Origin of the sequence: Psychrobacter sp. LV10R520-6, from assembly GCF_900182925.1 — a bacterium.
Taxonomy (GTDB): domain Bacteria; phylum Pseudomonadota; class Gammaproteobacteria; order Pseudomonadales; family Moraxellaceae; genus Psychrobacter.
The window spans coordinates 1,141,916-1,156,493 of record NZ_LT900024.1 but is presented as its reverse complement, the minus strand read 5'-3'; the positions used below and the strand labels follow the sequence as shown (position 1 = coordinate 1,156,493).

Annotated in this window: 15 protein-coding genes and 3 pseudogenes; 13 read left to right on the top strand and 5 right to left on the bottom strand. The window is 49.9% G+C overall.

The window, feature by feature from the left end; all coding sequences use genetic code 11:
- Nucleotides 1-20: 20 nt before the first annotated feature.
- The 12 genes and pseudogenes from U1P77_RS04735 to U1P77_RS04680 all read left to right on the top strand — a co-directional run bounded on the left by U1P77_RS04735 (nucleotide 21) and on the right by U1P77_RS04680 (nucleotide 9,464).
- Complete coding sequence (locus U1P77_RS04735; protein WP_321156229.1) at nucleotides 21-911, top strand: metal ABC transporter solute-binding protein, Zn/Mn family; 891 nt, start codon at nucleotides 21-23, stop codon at nucleotides 909-911.
- A 216-nt stretch (nucleotides 912-1,127) separates the two neighbouring features.
- Nucleotides 1,128-2,333: a zinc metallochaperone GTPase ZigA gene (gene zigA, locus U1P77_RS04730; protein ID WP_321156228.1), complete on the top strand. Its 1,206-nt coding sequence runs from the start codon at nucleotides 1,128-1,130 to the stop codon at nucleotides 2,331-2,333.
- An 84-nt stretch (nucleotides 2,334-2,417) separates the two neighbouring features.
- Nucleotides 2,418-3,344 (top strand): GTP cyclohydrolase FolE2, encoded by a 927-nt coding sequence (gene folE2 / locus U1P77_RS04725; protein ID WP_321156227.1) that lies wholly within the window; start codon nucleotides 2,418-2,420, stop codon nucleotides 3,342-3,344.
- On the top strand, nucleotides 3,341-3,643 hold the full coding sequence (locus tag U1P77_RS04720; protein WP_321156226.1) for a hypothetical protein: 303 nt from the start codon (nucleotides 3,341-3,343) through the stop codon (nucleotides 3,641-3,643). The genes folE2 and U1P77_RS04720 overlap by 4 nt, the downstream gene beginning before the upstream one ends.
- Nucleotides 3,633-4,193, top strand: coding sequence for an LbetaH domain-containing protein (locus U1P77_RS04715; protein ID WP_321156225.1), 561 nt, complete (start codon nucleotides 3,633-3,635; stop codon nucleotides 4,191-4,193). The genes U1P77_RS04720 and U1P77_RS04715 overlap by 11 nt, the downstream gene beginning before the upstream one ends.
- Nucleotides 4,183-4,644 (top strand): amidohydrolase family protein, encoded by a 462-nt coding sequence (locus U1P77_RS04710; protein ID WP_321156224.1) that lies wholly within the window; start codon nucleotides 4,183-4,185, stop codon nucleotides 4,642-4,644. The genes U1P77_RS04715 and U1P77_RS04710 overlap by 11 nt, the downstream gene beginning before the upstream one ends.
- Nucleotides 4,645-4,673: 29 nt before the next feature.
- A complete protein-coding gene (locus U1P77_RS04705) occupies nucleotides 4,674-5,099 on the top strand; it encodes a dihydroorotase (protein WP_321156223.1) in 426 nt (141 codons plus the stop codon).
- Nucleotides 5,100-5,114: 15 nt separating this feature from the next.
- Nucleotides 5,115-5,546, top strand: a pseudogene (locus tag U1P77_RS04700) (amidohydrolase family protein); the annotation flags it as partial.
- A 52-nt stretch (nucleotides 5,547-5,598) separates the two neighbouring features.
- On the top strand, nucleotides 5,599-6,096 hold the full coding sequence (gene hisI / locus U1P77_RS04695) for a phosphoribosyl-AMP cyclohydrolase (RefSeq protein ID WP_321156222.1): 498 nt from the start codon (nucleotides 5,599-5,601) through the stop codon (nucleotides 6,094-6,096).
- Nucleotides 6,097-6,243: 147 nt separating this feature from the next.
- Nucleotides 6,244-7,275, top strand: coding sequence for a CobW family GTP-binding protein (locus tag U1P77_RS04690; RefSeq protein WP_321156221.1), 1,032 nt, complete (start codon nucleotides 6,244-6,246; stop codon nucleotides 7,273-7,275).
- A gap of 196 nt (nucleotides 7,276-7,471) precedes the next feature.
- Entirely contained in the window at nucleotides 7,472-8,446 is a 975-nt protein-coding gene (locus tag U1P77_RS04685; protein WP_321156220.1) for a CobW family GTP-binding protein, read from the top strand.
- Nucleotides 8,439-9,464, top strand: coding sequence for a WD40 repeat domain-containing protein (locus U1P77_RS04680; RefSeq protein ID WP_321156219.1), 1,026 nt, complete (start codon nucleotides 8,439-8,441; stop codon nucleotides 9,462-9,464). Before U1P77_RS04685 ends, U1P77_RS04680 begins: the two co-directional genes overlap by 8 nt.
- A 116-nt stretch (nucleotides 9,465-9,580) precedes the next feature.
- On the opposite strand, the pseudogene U1P77_RS04675 reads toward U1P77_RS04680, so the two are convergent.
- The 3 genes and pseudogenes from U1P77_RS04675 to U1P77_RS13525 all read right to left on the bottom strand — a co-directional run.
- Nucleotides 9,581-9,718: pseudogene (locus U1P77_RS04675) on the bottom strand (peptidoglycan DD-metalloendopeptidase family protein); the annotation flags it as partial.
- Nucleotides 9,719-9,733: 15 nt separating this feature from the next.
- Nucleotides 9,734-9,904, bottom strand: a complete 171-nt coding sequence (locus U1P77_RS04670; protein ID WP_321156218.1) for a hypothetical protein — start codon at nucleotides 9,902-9,904, stop codon at nucleotides 9,734-9,736.
- A 43-nt stretch (nucleotides 9,905-9,947) separates the two neighbouring features.
- Nucleotides 9,948-10,076, bottom strand: a pseudogene (locus U1P77_RS13525) (hypothetical protein); the annotation flags it as partial.
- A gap of 263 nt (nucleotides 10,077-10,339) precedes the next feature.
- Between U1P77_RS13525 and U1P77_RS04665 the strand changes: the two are divergent.
- Nucleotides 10,340-11,529, top strand: a protein-coding gene (locus tag U1P77_RS04665; protein ID WP_321156217.1) for an IS3 family transposase whose coding sequence is annotated in 2 segments (ribosomal slippage) — nucleotides 10,340-10,610 and nucleotides 10,610-11,529 — 1,191 coding nt in all. Because the reading frame shifts where the segments join, the coding sequence is not laid out codon by codon here.
- 55 nt (nucleotides 11,530-11,584) lie between these two features.
- Here U1P77_RS04665 and U1P77_RS04660 read toward each other — a convergent pair.
- Nucleotides 11,585-13,747, bottom strand: a complete 2,163-nt coding sequence (locus U1P77_RS04660) for a DUF3987 domain-containing protein (protein WP_321156216.1) — start codon at nucleotides 13,745-13,747, stop codon at nucleotides 11,585-11,587.
- Nucleotides 13,748-13,856: 109 nt separating this feature from the next.
- The gene (locus U1P77_RS04655; RefSeq protein WP_321156215.1) at nucleotides 13,857-14,465 is read right to left on the bottom strand and encodes a hypothetical protein; all 609 of its coding nucleotides are present in this window, start codon (nucleotides 14,463-14,465) and stop codon (nucleotides 13,857-13,859) included.
- Nucleotides 14,466-14,578: the final 113 nt, after the last annotated feature.

Sequence of the window (14,578 nt, the reverse complement as noted above, 5' to 3'; positions counted from 1 at the left end):
CTTTTCTCTAGGAGCTATAAATGAACAAATTTCGTGTAATCACAAATATGATAGTAGCGGGCGCTGTATATCTCGGCGCGGCCAGTGCTGCCTTGGCGCAGACCATCCCAGTCGTGGTTAGCTTCACGATACTGGGCGACGTGGTAAAAAATGTCGGCGGTGACCATGTCTCGGTCAAGTCGCTCGTACCGCCTGATGGCGATCCGCACAGCTATTCGCCAACGCCCCAGGACTCCAAAGCGCTAAAGAGCGCCGCTGTGTCCTTTGTGAGTGGCGAAGATCTGGAAACCTGGTTCAAGCGCCTCGCGAGGGCATCAGGTGGTATTGACCCGGTGGTCGTGTCGGACGGTATCAAAACGCATTCGCTCTACGAACACGGTCAGACCATGATCGATCCGCACGTCTGGAACAGCGTGCCCAACATCGTGGTTTGGGTCGCGAATATCGAAGAAGCACTGATCAAGGCCGATCCAGCGAACGCCGCCGATTTTCGTGCCAACGCCAAGCGCTACAACGCCCAACTGAAAAAAACTGACGGCTGGATTCGTCATGAGTTGAAATCGATTCCGCGTGACCGCCGAAAAGTACTAACCGACCATGATGTGTTTGGATACTATGGTCGAGAGTACGGTGTGACGTTTCTTGCACCTGTGGGTCTTTCCACCGCCAACGAGCCGCCAGCGAAAAAAGTTGCCCGGGTGATCGACCAGATGAAGAAAGAGAAAATCCACACATACTTCATTGCAAACTCAAGCAGTTCCCAGCTCGTTAAGCAGATCGCGTACGCGACCGGTGCCAAATCTGGCGGAGTACTCTATCCTGAATCTCTATCAGAGGCAAACGGACCTGCGTCGACTTATATCGACATGATGAGGTATAACACGCGACTGATTGTAAACGCTATCAAATAGCAATTTAGGACACCACATTTACAGGACCATGATCACCGTGCGGATGGTGGAGATGGCTATCGTGCAAACAGTCGACGTGGTCGGCGTGCTGGATTCCGGTCTCGCTATTGCTATTGCCGTGATGATCAATTTAGATAGATAAAATTAGCTATAAATGATATATTATAACATTGCTTATTATATGAAACATTACCGATCAATGAGAGGTTCATAAGAATGACATCGCTTTTGCCCAATCGCCTGCCAGTCACCGTGTTGTCGGGGTTTCTCGGCGCCGGTAAAACCACCGTGCTGAACCATATTCTGAACAACCGCGACGGTCGCCGTGTCGCGGTCATCGTCAATGATATGAGTGAAGTCAATATCGACGCAGCACAGGTTGAAAGGGAAGTTCAGCTTAACCGCGCTGAAGAAAAACTGGTGGAGATGACGAACGGGTGCATCTGCTGCACGTTGCGGGAAGATCTGCTGCTGGAAGTGCGACGTTTGGCCGATGAGGGGCGCTTTGACTACCTAGTAATTGAATCCACGGGCATATCAGAGCCACTGCCTGTCGCAGAGACCTTTACTTTTGCAGACGAAAGTGGGGTTAGCCTCTCTGATGTTGCCAACCTCGACACTATGGTGACGGTTGTTGATGCGGTCAACTTCCTGACTGACTTCCAGGACGCGGAAGCATTGCAGGATGTTGGAGAAAGTATGGGTGAGGAAGACGATCGAAGTGTGGCCGATTTGCTCGCAGATCAGGTCGAATTCAGCGATATCATCTTGGTGAGTAAGACAGACGTCGTCGATTCTGCACAGCTTAATCAGGTTATGGCCGTTCTCAGGAGCTTGAACGCTGATGCGGAGATCCTTCCAATTCAGAATGGAACAGTGCCGCTGGAGCGTGTTCTAGGGACGGGGCTGTTCAGTTTTGAGCGCGCTCAGCAGTCGGCTGGCTGGCTGAAGGAAATGCGGGGAGAGCACCGCCCAGAAACCGAAGAATATGGCATCAGCAGCTTCGTCTACAGCGCCCGTCGACCGTTTCACCCCGCCAAATTTTTTGAGTTCATCCAAAACCCCGCCGACGAAGGGAGGTTGATTCGATCCAAAGGGTACTTCTGGCTGGCGACTCGCCCAGAGTTTGCTGGGCAATGGAGTCAGGCGGGCGGTATGGCAAGGCATGGTTTTGGCGGTATGTTCTGGAAAGCGGTTCCCGAGAGCGATTGGCCGCAGGATGAGGAATCGAGAAAAACTATCCTGAGTGACTGGCAGGAACCCTTTGGCGACATGCGCCAGGAACTTGTGTTTATCGGCCAGAATCTGGATCGGGATGCTATTTGCCATGAGTTGGATCAGTGCTTACTGAAAGATGAGGAACTGATTGCCGGTAAGTCATTCTGGAAGACGCTAAATGATCCGTTTCCCGCATGGGAATAGTGTATACGGGAGAACAAATTGCTGGGCATGGAGGTCAAGTAATGCGCACCGAACAGTTAACCCTTATATATCTTGGAGAAAGTTATGACAGCGTCGCTGCTTGATATTGCCAAAAGCCTCGTTGACCAGCGATCTGAATCGCTCGAATGGGTGGGAATGGAAAACGTTAGTCTGCCAATCACATTGAATGAAGAAGGCTGTTCATCTCCGACGTCAGGCAGTGTTTCCATTTTTGTAGATCTGCCCGCCGGGCCAAATGCCGTTAAAGGTATCCATATGTCGCGGCTTTATAACCTTCTTAACAAATCATCGGTCAAGGCGCTGAATCCCGCCTTGTTGAAAGAATTGTTGAGCTCATCGGTTGTGAGTCACGAGGATTGCAGTTCGCGCAAAGCAAAAATCATCTACTCGTTTCCTTTTCTCTACAATCGTCCCGCGCTGATTACTCCGGATCTCTCGGGTTGGCAGTGTTATCCGGTGGTCGTCACCGCCGAAAGAGACGATGACACTGGGCGCGAAAGTGTCTGTTTATCCGTAGACATTACGTATTCCTCAACCTGTCCTTGTTCCGCCGCGCTGTCCCGGCAGGTTATTCGTGATGCCTTCACTTCAGAGCATGAGGCTCCAAAGAGAGTAGATGTCAAAACGGTTGCTGACTGGATTGAAAAGAACGGAACCATGGCGACACCGCACAGCCAACGAAGCATCGCCAGCGTTTCTATCCCTGTAGATAACAGTGCAGACACTTTGGGCATCCCTGAGTTAATAAACCGTGTAGAGGCGGCGCTTTCTACCCCGGTACAGACGCTGGTTAAACGCGCCGATGAACAAGCATTTGCGAGGCTTAACGGGGAAAATCTGATGTATGTGGAAGATGCCGCTAGAAGGCTAACGAGGGCTTTGGCAACTGAATATGCTCGATTTGACGTTAAAGTGCGCCACTTGGAAAGTCTGCACGCGCATGATGCCGTGGCTTATGTCAGCTCGTCATCAGGCATTGAAGCCTCATGACCGGCGCAGTCGACATTTCCATTTTCAATATGCTGCAAAGATGTAAAGAGCCATTGGTGACAGTCCGGCCGGACGAGGTCAGCGTCTGCGGGCCGACTGTCTATAACTATGCGCATCTCGGAAACGCTCGCCCTGCGGTAGTATTTGATGTGCTCGTCCAGCTTTTAAAAACCCGATACCGCAGAGTCACCTATACCAGAAACTTTACGGATGTTGACGATAAAATAAATCAGGCTGCGAGCGAGCAAGGATGTTCTATTTTTAACATCAAAAAGAAGGAGTTTAGTGGTGATTCGTAAAAATCCAAATGGGGATCTGCCCATTATTCATCCAGACGCCTTTGTCGATCCGACTGCCATTGTCTGCGGCAAAGTCATCATCGAGAAAAACGTATTTATCGGCCCTTACGCAGTCATTCGTGCGGATGAAACGGATGAAAAAGGCGATATGCAACCGATCATTATTCAAGAGGGAGCGAACATTCAGGACGGCGTTGTCATCCACTCAAAATCGGGGGCGGCTGTCACCGCGGGCGCCGCCACTTCAATTGCGCACAGGGCTATCGTGCACGGCCCCTGTACCGTTGGCAAGGGCGTTTTTATCGGTTTTAATTCTGTGTTGTTTGATTGCGTGATAGGAGACGGCAGCGCCGTCCGTCATAACGCGGTTGTCGATGGCGTAGAACTGCCCTCTGGGTTTTACGTGCCGTCAACCATGCGCATAGGCCCGCAAACCGATTTGACAGAAATTCCCAGAATGTCCGTGGCAGCCACCGCTTTCTCAGAAGACGTTGCTCAGACGAATGTGAAACTGGTTCAGGGCTATAAGGCGATTCAGAATGAACTCTGAGGACCACGCGCTTGATGCGCCATGCAAAAAGGCATTGAAATATGCCGATTTACTAATTAAAAACGCTCAGGTCATTCTCCCTTGGGGGCTTGCACAATGCGATGTGGCTTGCATCGGCCGCTGCATCGTGGCGATCGGAGAGACTGGCTGGCAGGGGCGGGATACTATTGATGCCGCAGGTCTGCACCTGCTACCGGGTATAATTGACTCCCAGGTTCATTTTCGCCAACCCGGCCTTGAACGCAAGGAGACCATTGAAGCAGGCACGCGGGGCGCCGTTCTCGGTGGCGTCACCAGCGTTTGTGAAATGCCAAATACAAACCCATTAACGCTAACGCAGGGTGACCTTGAGCGGAAACTGGCAATTGCCGAAAAAGATGCGTGGTGCCATTACGCGTTTTATGTCGGTGGTTCGCCAAAGAACGTGCATCTGCTTGAATCGTTGGAGTAAAAGCCTGGCTGTGCTGGCTGAAAGTGTTTATGGGCAGTTCATTTGGCGACCTGCTGGCCGAGGAAGACGAGATATTGCAGCGTATTCTTGCTGCCGGTAGCCGCCGCGTGGCCATTCATGCAGAAGACGAGGCGCGCTTGTGTGAAAGACGGCCCCTAGCCGAAAAAGCCGGTGATGTGGGCGAGCACCCTAACTGGCGGGATGTTGAAAGCGCGTTTCGTGCAACGCGACGCATTGTAGAGATCGCTCGAACAACCGGAAGACCCCTCCATATTCTGCACATCAGCACGGAAGAAGAAATCGCGTTCTTGGTCAATCATAAGGGCCTAGTTACCGTGGAAGTCTTGCCCCAACACCTGACCTTCGCCGCTCCGGGCTGCTACGAGAAGCTGGGGGCCCGTGCGCAGATGAATCCACCCATAAGATCGCTACGCCATAGACAGGAATTATGGTGAGGGGTCAACAATGGCACCGTTGATGTGCTGGGGAGTGATCACGCCCCGCATACCTTGGAAGAAAAGCTGGCCCCTTATCCCGATACGCCCAGTGGCATGCCCGGTGTTCAGACGATGCTACCAGTTATGCTGAACCACGCGAACGAGGGGCGGGTCACGCTGAACAGGGTAGTTGACTTGCTGTGCAGTGGGCCGGCGCGAATATTTGGCATGACGGGCAAGGGTCGTATTGCCGTCGGAAGCGACGCGGATTTGACGCTGGTTGATATGAAGGCGCGCCGAACGGTCAAAGACATTGATATGGCCAGTGTTTCAGGGTGGACACCTTACGCAGGCATGGAATTCCAGGGCTGGCCGGTAATGACCATTATTTCCGGCCAGCCTGTTATGCGATTTGGTCAGTTGATTGGCAAACCCGCAGGCCGCCCTATCGTGTTCGCAAAATAAAGAAGCTGTTAAACCAAACCGTGTCCATAGGCTGAAAACGGAGTCCAAAGAGATGGCTTATCGTAAACAACATGAAGACCAATCTATGTTCTACAAGAGAGTTAGTATTGAGCAGGTAGAGGAGGGTAAGGACTTGGCGCCGAAGTTTGACAGCTTGGGGCACATCACGTGTGTCACCACCCATGCCGATACGGGTGAAGTGCTCATGGTGGGCGTGATGAATGAAGAGGCTTTCATTCGCACGATTGAATCAGGTGAGGCACATTACTGGAGCAGGTCACGGCAAACGCTCTGGCACAAGGGCGGCGTCAGTGGTTATGTCCAGGACATCGTAGAAATAAGAATAGACGACGATCAGGATGCGGTATGGCTTCGGGTTCGACTAAGAGGAAAGCAGGCTAGTTGCCACGTTGGCTACCGGTCGTGTTTCTACCGAAAAATCGACCCAGGTGACGGACAAACACCCCCGACTCTCAGTTTTACCGAGACAGAGAAAGTGTTCGATCCTTCAGAGGTCTATGGCGACGCCTCGAACCCGACAATCCTATAGCGCTGTCGGCCGCTTGGCGGGTAGCATCCCGCGGTAGCAACTCAACAGGGGGTCGCCAGCATTCTTCTAACAGCGGTTTTAACTTGACGTTTGCCATTTCGTGCGCAGAGAAACTGAATGAAAGTGCCAAACACAGAGAGTGTCAGTATGCAAATCACCAAAGCAGTGCCAACAAATATCATCACCGGATTCCTCGGAGTGGGCAAAACCACTGCCATTTTGCACCTGTTGGCCAGCAAGCCCACCGATGAGCGCTGGGCGATATTAGTCAATGAGTTCGGCGAAATAGGCATCGATGGCGGTTTGATCGCTGGCAGTCACGGATCGCAAAGCGGTGTTTTTATTCGCGAGGTGGCTGGCGGCTGCATGTGTTGCGTTTCAGGTTTGCCCATGCAAATAGCGTTGAACAGATTATTAATGGACGCGAAACCAGATCGATTGCTGATTGAGCCAACGGGACTGGGACATCCTCAGGAAGTCATTGAGTCGCTAAGCCAGCCTCACTATGCCACCGTCATTGATTTGAGGGCGACGCTCACCTTGATTGACCCCAGGCGCATACGTGATCCGCGTTATACCCAGAACGCCACCTTTAGCCAGCAGATTGCAGTAGCCGATGTACTTGTAGCAAATAAATCCGATCAGTGCCTGGGCGAAGACTTTGTTGCCCTGGATGATTACCTTGCAAAGAAAGCTGGTCACGAGAAACCGTTATACCGAGTGAGTTTCGGAAAGATTCCTCTTACGGCTCTTTCGGCCGCTTCGACTTTTGCAGCGCCCAACACCAATCCGTTGAGGCGCTTCACCATGCCTGCGTTTTCGAAAACCGCAGTTGGGTTGCCTGAATCCCCAGCGAGTTTGGATCGGGGACCATTGCCGGAGGGTGACTACATTAAAATCAAAAATCGGGCTGACGGCTTTACGTCCATTGGCTGGCGCTTTCATGCCAGCATTCTGTTTGATCGCGTCCGGTTGCATGAGTTGTTATCGGGCCTCGCTATTCAACGGGTCAAAGCCATTTTCATTACTTCCGATGGCGTCTTCGGCTATAACCTCAGCGACCAGATGCTAACCGAGGTGGAGCTAGACAAATCCCAAGAAAGTTGCATTGAAGGTATCGATGATGATGAGACGGGGTTCGAAAATCTTGAAGCAGATCTTCTAGCTTGCTTCAAGTGACAAGCAAACACCTCCGACCCTCAGTTTCATTGATACGAGTAAAATGTTCGAAATTTAACAGGCCTATGGCGACGCCTCGAACCCGATCATCTTGCAGCGCTCGCTTCTCGGAATTGCATTGAATCCTGAGAGCGATGGCTCGGACAATCAATACAGTGTTATAACGTACCATTTCATCATCAATCAGGAGAGCCTTATGAATAAAGTTCCCGTTACTGTCCTCACCGGCTATCTCGGTGCCGGTAAAACCACACTTCTTAACCGCATTCTCTCGGAACAACATGGCAAACGCTACGCCGTGATTGTTAACGAGTTCGGCGAGGTGGGTATTGACAACGATCTGGTTGTCGGTGCCGATGAAGAAGTTTTCGAAATGAACAACGGTTGTATCTGTTGTACGGTTCGCGGCGATTTGATCCGTATCATCTCGGGCCTGATGAAACGACTGAAAGGCTTTGATGCCATTATTCTCGAAACCACAGGCATTGCCGATCCAGCGCCGGTCGCGCAGACGTTTTTTGTCGATGATGAGGTTCGATCAAAAACAGCCCTGGATGCCGTGATTACTGTGGTTGATGCCAAGAATCTACCCGCCCGGCTGGCCGACAGCACGGAAGCGGCTGAACAAGTGGCCTTCGCCGACGTGATACTGCTAAACAAGGTTGATCTGGTATCGGAACAGGAATGCGAAGCGCTGAAGCAACGTATTCTGGCTATGAATCCTTATGCACGTATTCTGACCACAAATCACTGCGACGTACCGTTGGATCAGATTCTTGATTTAGGCAGTTTTGATCTTGAGCGGATCATTGAGATCGAACCCGGGTTTCTCACCGAAGATCATGCCCACGAGCACGACGACGCGATAAAAAGTGTATCACTCACAACAAAGGTGCCTCTGGAACAGAACCGGTTTGAAAGTTGGATATCGGAAGTGTTGCGCATACAGGGTATTGATATTCTGCGATGCAAGGGCATTCTCGACTTGGAAGGAATGGAGCAGCGTTTTGTGTTTCAAAGTGTGCATATGCTCACTGATGGCACTGCTACGCAGCCCTGGCGCGCTGATGAAAATCGGGAAAGTCGCCTTGTTTTCATCGGGCGTAATCTTGATGAAGCGGCACTGAAGGCAGGCTTTCACGCCTGTGAGGCAGGCACGGTTCATGACTAAGCCTCAGTCTTTAATCGAACGCCTTGGCCGGGTGTGGCAACTATCGGACTACGTTATTGCCTGCCATTTTGATTGCTCTGGCGCCCTGGCGTTTGCGTTGGGTGACGGCTCTGTGACGATTGTTCAGCATGTGCATGCCGAGCCAGTCACCGTGCAGGCCCACACGGGTGCCTGCCTGAGCTTGGCTCCGGCTCCCGGGGGTGGTTTTATCAGCGGTGGTGACGATGGCCGCTTCCTGTCAATTTCTGTGGCCGGCGACGTTACCGAAATTGCTCATTTTGCCGGGCGCTGGCTGGACAACGTTGGCAGTCACCCGAGCGGAGTGATTGCGTGTTCCGAAGGCAAGCGGTTGCATGTCACCCGTGTAGGCAAATCTACCATCACCTTCAGCTACCCGAGCACCGTGGGCGGTTTCTGCTTCTCGCCGGACGGCAAGCGCATCGCGGTCGCCCATTATGGGGGCGTCAGCATACGCGCCGCCGATGATGCGGATGCCGACGCGCTGCGTCTGAAATGGGCCGGGTCTCATCTAGACGTCACCTGGAGCCCGGATTCACGATTTATCATGTCGGCCATGCAGGAAGACTGCATCCGGGGGTGGCGGTTGAAAGACAAGCAGGACATGTATATGAGCGGTTATGCGACAAAGGTCCGATCCTGGGCATGGGTTGCGGGCGGGCAGTATCTGGCAACTAGCGGTGCGGGCGTCATTCCATGCTGGCCGTTCAATGGGAGTAAAGGACCAATGGGGAAGGAGCCCATTTCGCTTGGCTACGCTGAATCCGGCCTTGTGACTGCGGTTGCCAGTGCGCCTGTCTATCCAATGATAGCCGCAGGCTACGACAATGGTCTTGTTCTGGTCACGCAACTGGCGGATGGCGATGCGGACGAACAGGCTGCCATCATTAAACCGGCAGGGAACGGTGCCGTGACAGCCATCGCCTGGTCACCTGATGGTCAATACTTGGCGGTGGCCACAGAACAGGGATTTGCTGGCATCATGCCCACAGCCGCCTGAATCTGTAAATTTACGTTTGTAAATGCCCTTGGGGTCAACTGATCAATAGACTTTATCTTATAAATAACCTATTTGGACTGTGAGGTTCTGTACATTTACGTTTTGCGACACGCTTGCAGGTGTGGCTCTGTAGAACGCTCGGTATTCCCGGACAAGACTATTTTCTGGCCGCGCTCAACTTTTCCCCCACGATGAACCAGCACTTTGCTCAAATGAAGGTAGCGCGTCGAAAACGAGCCGCTGTGATCGATAGCGACATACCGCCCAGCTTAAGGGTGGTTGCTGACACGTGTCATCCGGCCCAGTCCGGTATTTAGAATCGGTGTGCCTGTGGGCGTTGCCAGATCCACGCCGTTATGCGGCGATACTCGATCGGTAACCGGATTAAGCCGACTGAGGTTGAAGGCGGAACTAACCCCGTAGCGTTGCATGGTAGTCATGCGCGCCCCGCTGCAACATCAATGCCTCAATTCTAGTTTGGCCCGTAATCTGGCTATCGGTCATTTCGCGGCTGGTAATAAGCGCAAATGTATCGCCTGTTCTCAGCTCCCCCCGGAAGTCGACTTTGCTCTTCAGTAGTTGGCTGAATTCTGCGACCTGACGTTTGGTCAATCCTGCCTCAAGGCCAGATTTGTAAAAACCATTTAATTGCTCTCAGACGATGAGGTGCCCGAAGCCACCGAAGATTCTGCGCGCGGACATGTTCAGGTCATGGCGACCACAACCATAACGACCGCCACAGAACACAGGTGTTGTTGGCACTTTAGACTAACTCAGTTATATCGACTTTTAATGCATCACATAACTCATTGTAGTGGCATAATTAAATTGGACAGTGTTTAAGAGGTTATACTAACTCAAAGAAGGAAACTAGTATGACTAACAAACGTAGAGAATATACCCGAGAATTTAAGTTAGAGGCCATCAGCTTAGTGATTGATCACAAGCGAAAAATAGCTGAAGTAGCAGAGTCTTTAGGGATTGGCACATCTACCCTAGACAACTGGGTACGCAAGTATCGATTAGAGCAACAAGGCGTTGCACCAACTCAAGGACTGGCGTTAACTGATGAGCAGCGAGAGTTGCAACACTTACGCAAAGAGAATAAGCGTCTAAGAATGGAGCGCGACATCCTAAAAAAGGCTTCAGCTCTGTTGGCATCGGACAGTCTAAAAGGCTACTACTGATAAGCAAGCTTGCAGAGCAGGACAAACGATTGAGTAAGCGTAAGTTATGTGACCTATTTGGCGCGGTCAGAAGCAGTTACTACTATGGCTTGAAGCCAAAGCCAATTAGCCTTGAGAGGGTGACACTCAAAGCTTTGATTCGTCAAATATTCAATGACTCCAATCAATCGGCTGGCGCTCGCAGCATCGTTGCCATACTAATGAATGAGCATAACATCAAGCTGACCCGCTATCTGGCAGGTAAACTTATGAAGCAAATGGGACTTAAAAGCTGTCAGCAAAAGACACACAAGTATAAGCACGCTGATCAAGAACATAGAACGCATGACAACCTTTTAGATCGCAACTTTAGCCCAACTGCGCCTAATCAAGTCTGGACGGGGGATGTCACTTATATTCGTGTCAAAGGCGGCTGGTGTTACCTAGCGGTGGTTTTAGACCTATATGCCCGTCGTGTGGTGGGCTTTGCTGTATCAGATTCCCCTGATAGTGTGCTGACCGCTAGTGCTCTACAAATGGCGTATCACACGCGCTTAATGCCAAGCGGTGTGCTATTCCATTCTGATCAAGGATCACATTACACCAGTCATACATTTGCTGAATCAGTAGCTGATTGTGATGGTATGAAGCAGAGTATGAGCCGTCGTGGAAATTGTTGGGACAATGCACCCACTGAGCGCTTCTTCAGGAGTTTTAAAACTGAATGGATGCTAAAGGGCGGCTACAAGGATATCGCTGAAGCATCGACCGCCATTATTGATTATATTTGGGGCTACTATCAAACCGTGAGACCGCACAGCTTCAATGATTATTTACCACCAGCAGAAAAAGAGAAACGATACTTTAACAAAAACCTCTTATCAGGTGTCCTAAATTAGTTGACCACTACACTTTTACTGCTTACTTTCCCATTTCCCCCTTTTTCCCACTGTATCAAGCCAGTAGGTCAGGCCTAATCTGAATAGTACGTTTGTTGCCCTCTGGAATAATTTTGATGTAATGCTCACTTGCTAAAACACTGGTGCATAACTCAAAAACTGCTTTATTTCTTAGCGGCTTGGGGTTTACCTTGCTCTGGGCTGTTGAGTAGGCAATCTGATTAACTGATTGTTTTTTGCAATAACTCACTAACCATCTAATGAGTTTTTGACTGTCATTGTCACCAGTTTGGGGGCTGTCAGTGTATCTTATACGTTCAGTAATTGAATACTTAGCAAGCATGGCGGCGCGCTTAAAGTCATCAGCTTGTAATGATTTCCTATCCTCAAAAAGTGCTATTAACGTCGCTATTCTACTGGTATTTTCTGCTTGCCGTCTAGCGTATGGGCCGTAGTGTTCATACTCACCGCCGTTAGCCGTTTTGCTTTCTACTAAGGTTTGATAGTCTGCTAATGCTTGTTTGGCCTGTCTGTCAGCAAAAGGCATGTTAAGCCGCTTAGGATTGCCCTCATCGTCTATAGGTGCTTTTGACTGGCTTGGGTCTAATAATTCATTACAGCGCCGCCAGTAAATTACTAGGCGTGCATCTCTATCGGGTTGAGCGTCCATATATTCAGGCGTGTTATAAACTATTTGCCCGTTCATACTTGCGGGAAATGCAAACAAAAATCTTGGCAGCAGCCCTTGCTCGTTCATAACCTCATTGTTCAATGCTGGTTCGATAATGGGTGGCTGCCCCTGTAAGTCCAAGGTAAAGCGCACGCCATCGGCTCCTATTTCCTCTATGTTGTCTGCACCCCTAGGTGACAGTACCCTGTCAAAACTACCCTCACTCCATATGTCTGTCAGCGTTGACATATTATTTTTGGCAGTCTCACTGGTCATGCTGTGACCATTTAAAAACATTGCAGCTTCGGCTGTTGACCATGCAATGTCACGGGTATTACCTAGCAGCATGTTATCCAAAAATCCTTGTATAGTGCCACTTGAGGCGTAAATTAGTATACGTTTTGGCGGCGGGTTTTCTAATAACCACCTTTCTAAGTCTTTTTTATTAACACTTACCTTTTCGCTTTTCCATTCCCCAATTAAGGTTTTGTGCTCTTTGCGCTTTTTGGTTTGAAACTCTCTCAATGCGTGGTGAGTAAAGCCCATAGTCCTACTTTTGCCGCCGCCGCTTTCAGCTTGGGTAAGCACAAACAAACTGCTAGGCATGTACTTATTACCTATGACAAATGGCGCGTTGACGTAACGCTGCCCTATCGTTGACATTACACCAAGAAAACATTGTCCGGCCATAGCTACGGGTGTTTGCGCATAGTAAGCCGTTGCTTCTACCGCATCTCTTAACATGCAACCTTTAGTGCCCCATGCCTCTACGGGGTAGCGTGTCGGTTTGCTGTCGGTGTTAGCGATACAGCCAAGCTTTCCCCATGTCAATGCTGCCAAGTCTATAGTTTCAGCATCTGCTATTAAATCGCCTATCAAGTCACTCTCATTCAGTCTATTGATAATTGAATCTATAGGTGCAATATGAGCAATAGCGTTCACGCCTGCCAAGCGACTTATGATTCTATCTTTGTGCTGGGCGGTGTCAATAATATTTATAGTTTTAACTTCGGCAAAATGTCTTAGCGTTTTATCGTATAGACTTTGATTAAGACACGCGAAGACGGTTACGTTTTCGTTACCGTTCATCATGGCTAGGGCTGCGTAAAGCGTGACTGCATCACTCAAACCAGTTACTAGCCACCAGTCATCGTTAAGGCTCATTGAGCCAATAGCGTAGGCGCTGGCTTGCGTGGTGTCCGATATGTTAGGCGGTTTATCACTATTAGGCATGTGTGCTGCTACATTGACTAGTTCGCCCTTATTGTTGAGCATCACAAGCCCATAACTGCCCACTGTATTAGGTAATTTATCACCTTTGCTATTGCCGCCCCTCATGCTAAGATCATTATCTAGGTAGCGCGTATTATCAATATGGTTTGTTGGCAATCCTAAGTCATCATGCAAGCTATCTAACTGGCTTAAGTCACCATCTTGTGCACGTTGTCCTAGTGTAGTGTTATCAAAGTCAGCAATGTATTCAATGAAGCCGCCCGTGTTCTCAGCACGGGCTTTTTCATGGGTGTCTGTTACTGGTGTTGTGTTCATCTATTCCCCCTTGCTTGCGATTTTTTCGGCTGGCGCGTCGCTCTATACTTTTTATAGTAGCTTTTTCGGCTGGCTTGTTTGCGGTTACACCGTGGTGGTGGATAGCTTTTCACAATGCCACCTCCATTTTGCCAAAGTTGGTTTGGGCTAGGGGTTTGTTAAGGTCGTCAAGTTGACTGCAAAGTATCGCTTTCCATGTATCAACTGAGTCGTGCGCCAAACGAGCCATAGCAATAATCTGCTGCGCTGTAATTTGACGTTGATAGATTAGGTAGAGTAAATGTCCAACACTGTCTAAATTACGGTTTGCGCCATCAATATCACAAGCGATATCTGATAGCATTATCGACGGCATTAAAATCACCTCGTCGTCATGTGGAATGGTCAAGTCGATAATCTTACGCTGGCATGACTGGGTAGAGTGCGCGCTACTGTACAAGATACTTATGGCTTGGCGATTGGCTGGCGTGTCGTGGAATAAACTAGGGACAAGGTTGTGATAGCCAACGTCTGCCTTTCCATCACTGCCATAATGATAAATACCGCCATCAAAGACGAACCCTAGACAGCCGTTATCGCTGTCATAGATTAGTTTATAAGTGTCATTACCCACAGACGGGTATAGGACGCTATCGCCTTTTTTAAAGACGGGCTTATTAGTGGCAGTGTTAAGAGTAGACCTATTATCTTTTTGGGTCGTGCGGATTGAATTATCCATAATGGCTAGCTCCTGAATATTGAGTAGCAGGGCTGTTATCACTCACTATAGGATTAGTCGGCGCTCGTGCTTGCATGCAAGATGCCATAGCCACCAATAGTATTGAAAGGATT

Bases quoted from the DNA above. Each gene is read 5' to 3' on its own strand.
- hisI (WP_321156222.1), top strand. From the start codon at position 5,599: ATGGCTTATCGTAAACAACATGAAGACCAATCTATGTTCTACAAGAGA.
- zigA (WP_321156228.1), top strand. From the start codon at position 1,128: ATGACATCGCTTTTGCCCAATCGCCTGCCAGTCACCGTGTTGTCGGGG.
- U1P77_RS04685 (WP_321156220.1), top strand. From the start codon at position 7,472: ATGAATAAAGTTCCCGTTACTGTCCTCACCGGCTATCTCGGTGCCGGT.
- U1P77_RS04720 (WP_321156226.1), top strand. From the start codon at position 3,341: ATGACCGGCGCAGTCGACATTTCCATTTTCAATATGCTGCAAAGATGT.
- U1P77_RS04735 (WP_321156229.1), top strand. From the start codon at position 21: ATGAACAAATTTCGTGTAATCACAAATATGATAGTAGCGGGCGCTGTA.
- U1P77_RS04690 (WP_321156221.1), top strand. From the start codon at position 6,244: ATGCAAATCACCAAAGCAGTGCCAACAAATATCATCACCGGATTCCTC.
- U1P77_RS04670 (WP_321156218.1), bottom strand. From the start codon at position 9,904: ATGACTACCATGCAACGCTACGGGGTTAGTTCCGCCTTCAACCTCAGT.
- folE2 (WP_321156227.1), top strand. From the start codon at position 2,418: ATGACAGCGTCGCTGCTTGATATTGCCAAAAGCCTCGTTGACCAGCGA.
- U1P77_RS04705 (WP_321156223.1), top strand. From the start codon at position 4,674: ATGGGCAGTTCATTTGGCGACCTGCTGGCCGAGGAAGACGAGATATTG.
- U1P77_RS04710 (WP_321156224.1), top strand. From the start codon at position 4,183: ATGAACTCTGAGGACCACGCGCTTGATGCGCCATGCAAAAAGGCATTG.
- U1P77_RS04655 (WP_321156215.1), bottom strand. From the start codon at position 14,465: ATGGATAATTCAATCCGCACGACCCAAAAAGATAATAGGTCTACTCTT.
- U1P77_RS04680 (WP_321156219.1), top strand. From the start codon at position 8,439: ATGACTAAGCCTCAGTCTTTAATCGAACGCCTTGGCCGGGTGTGGCAA.
- U1P77_RS04660 (WP_321156216.1), bottom strand. From the start codon at position 13,747: ATGAACACAACACCAGTAACAGACACCCATGAAAAAGCCCGTGCTGAG.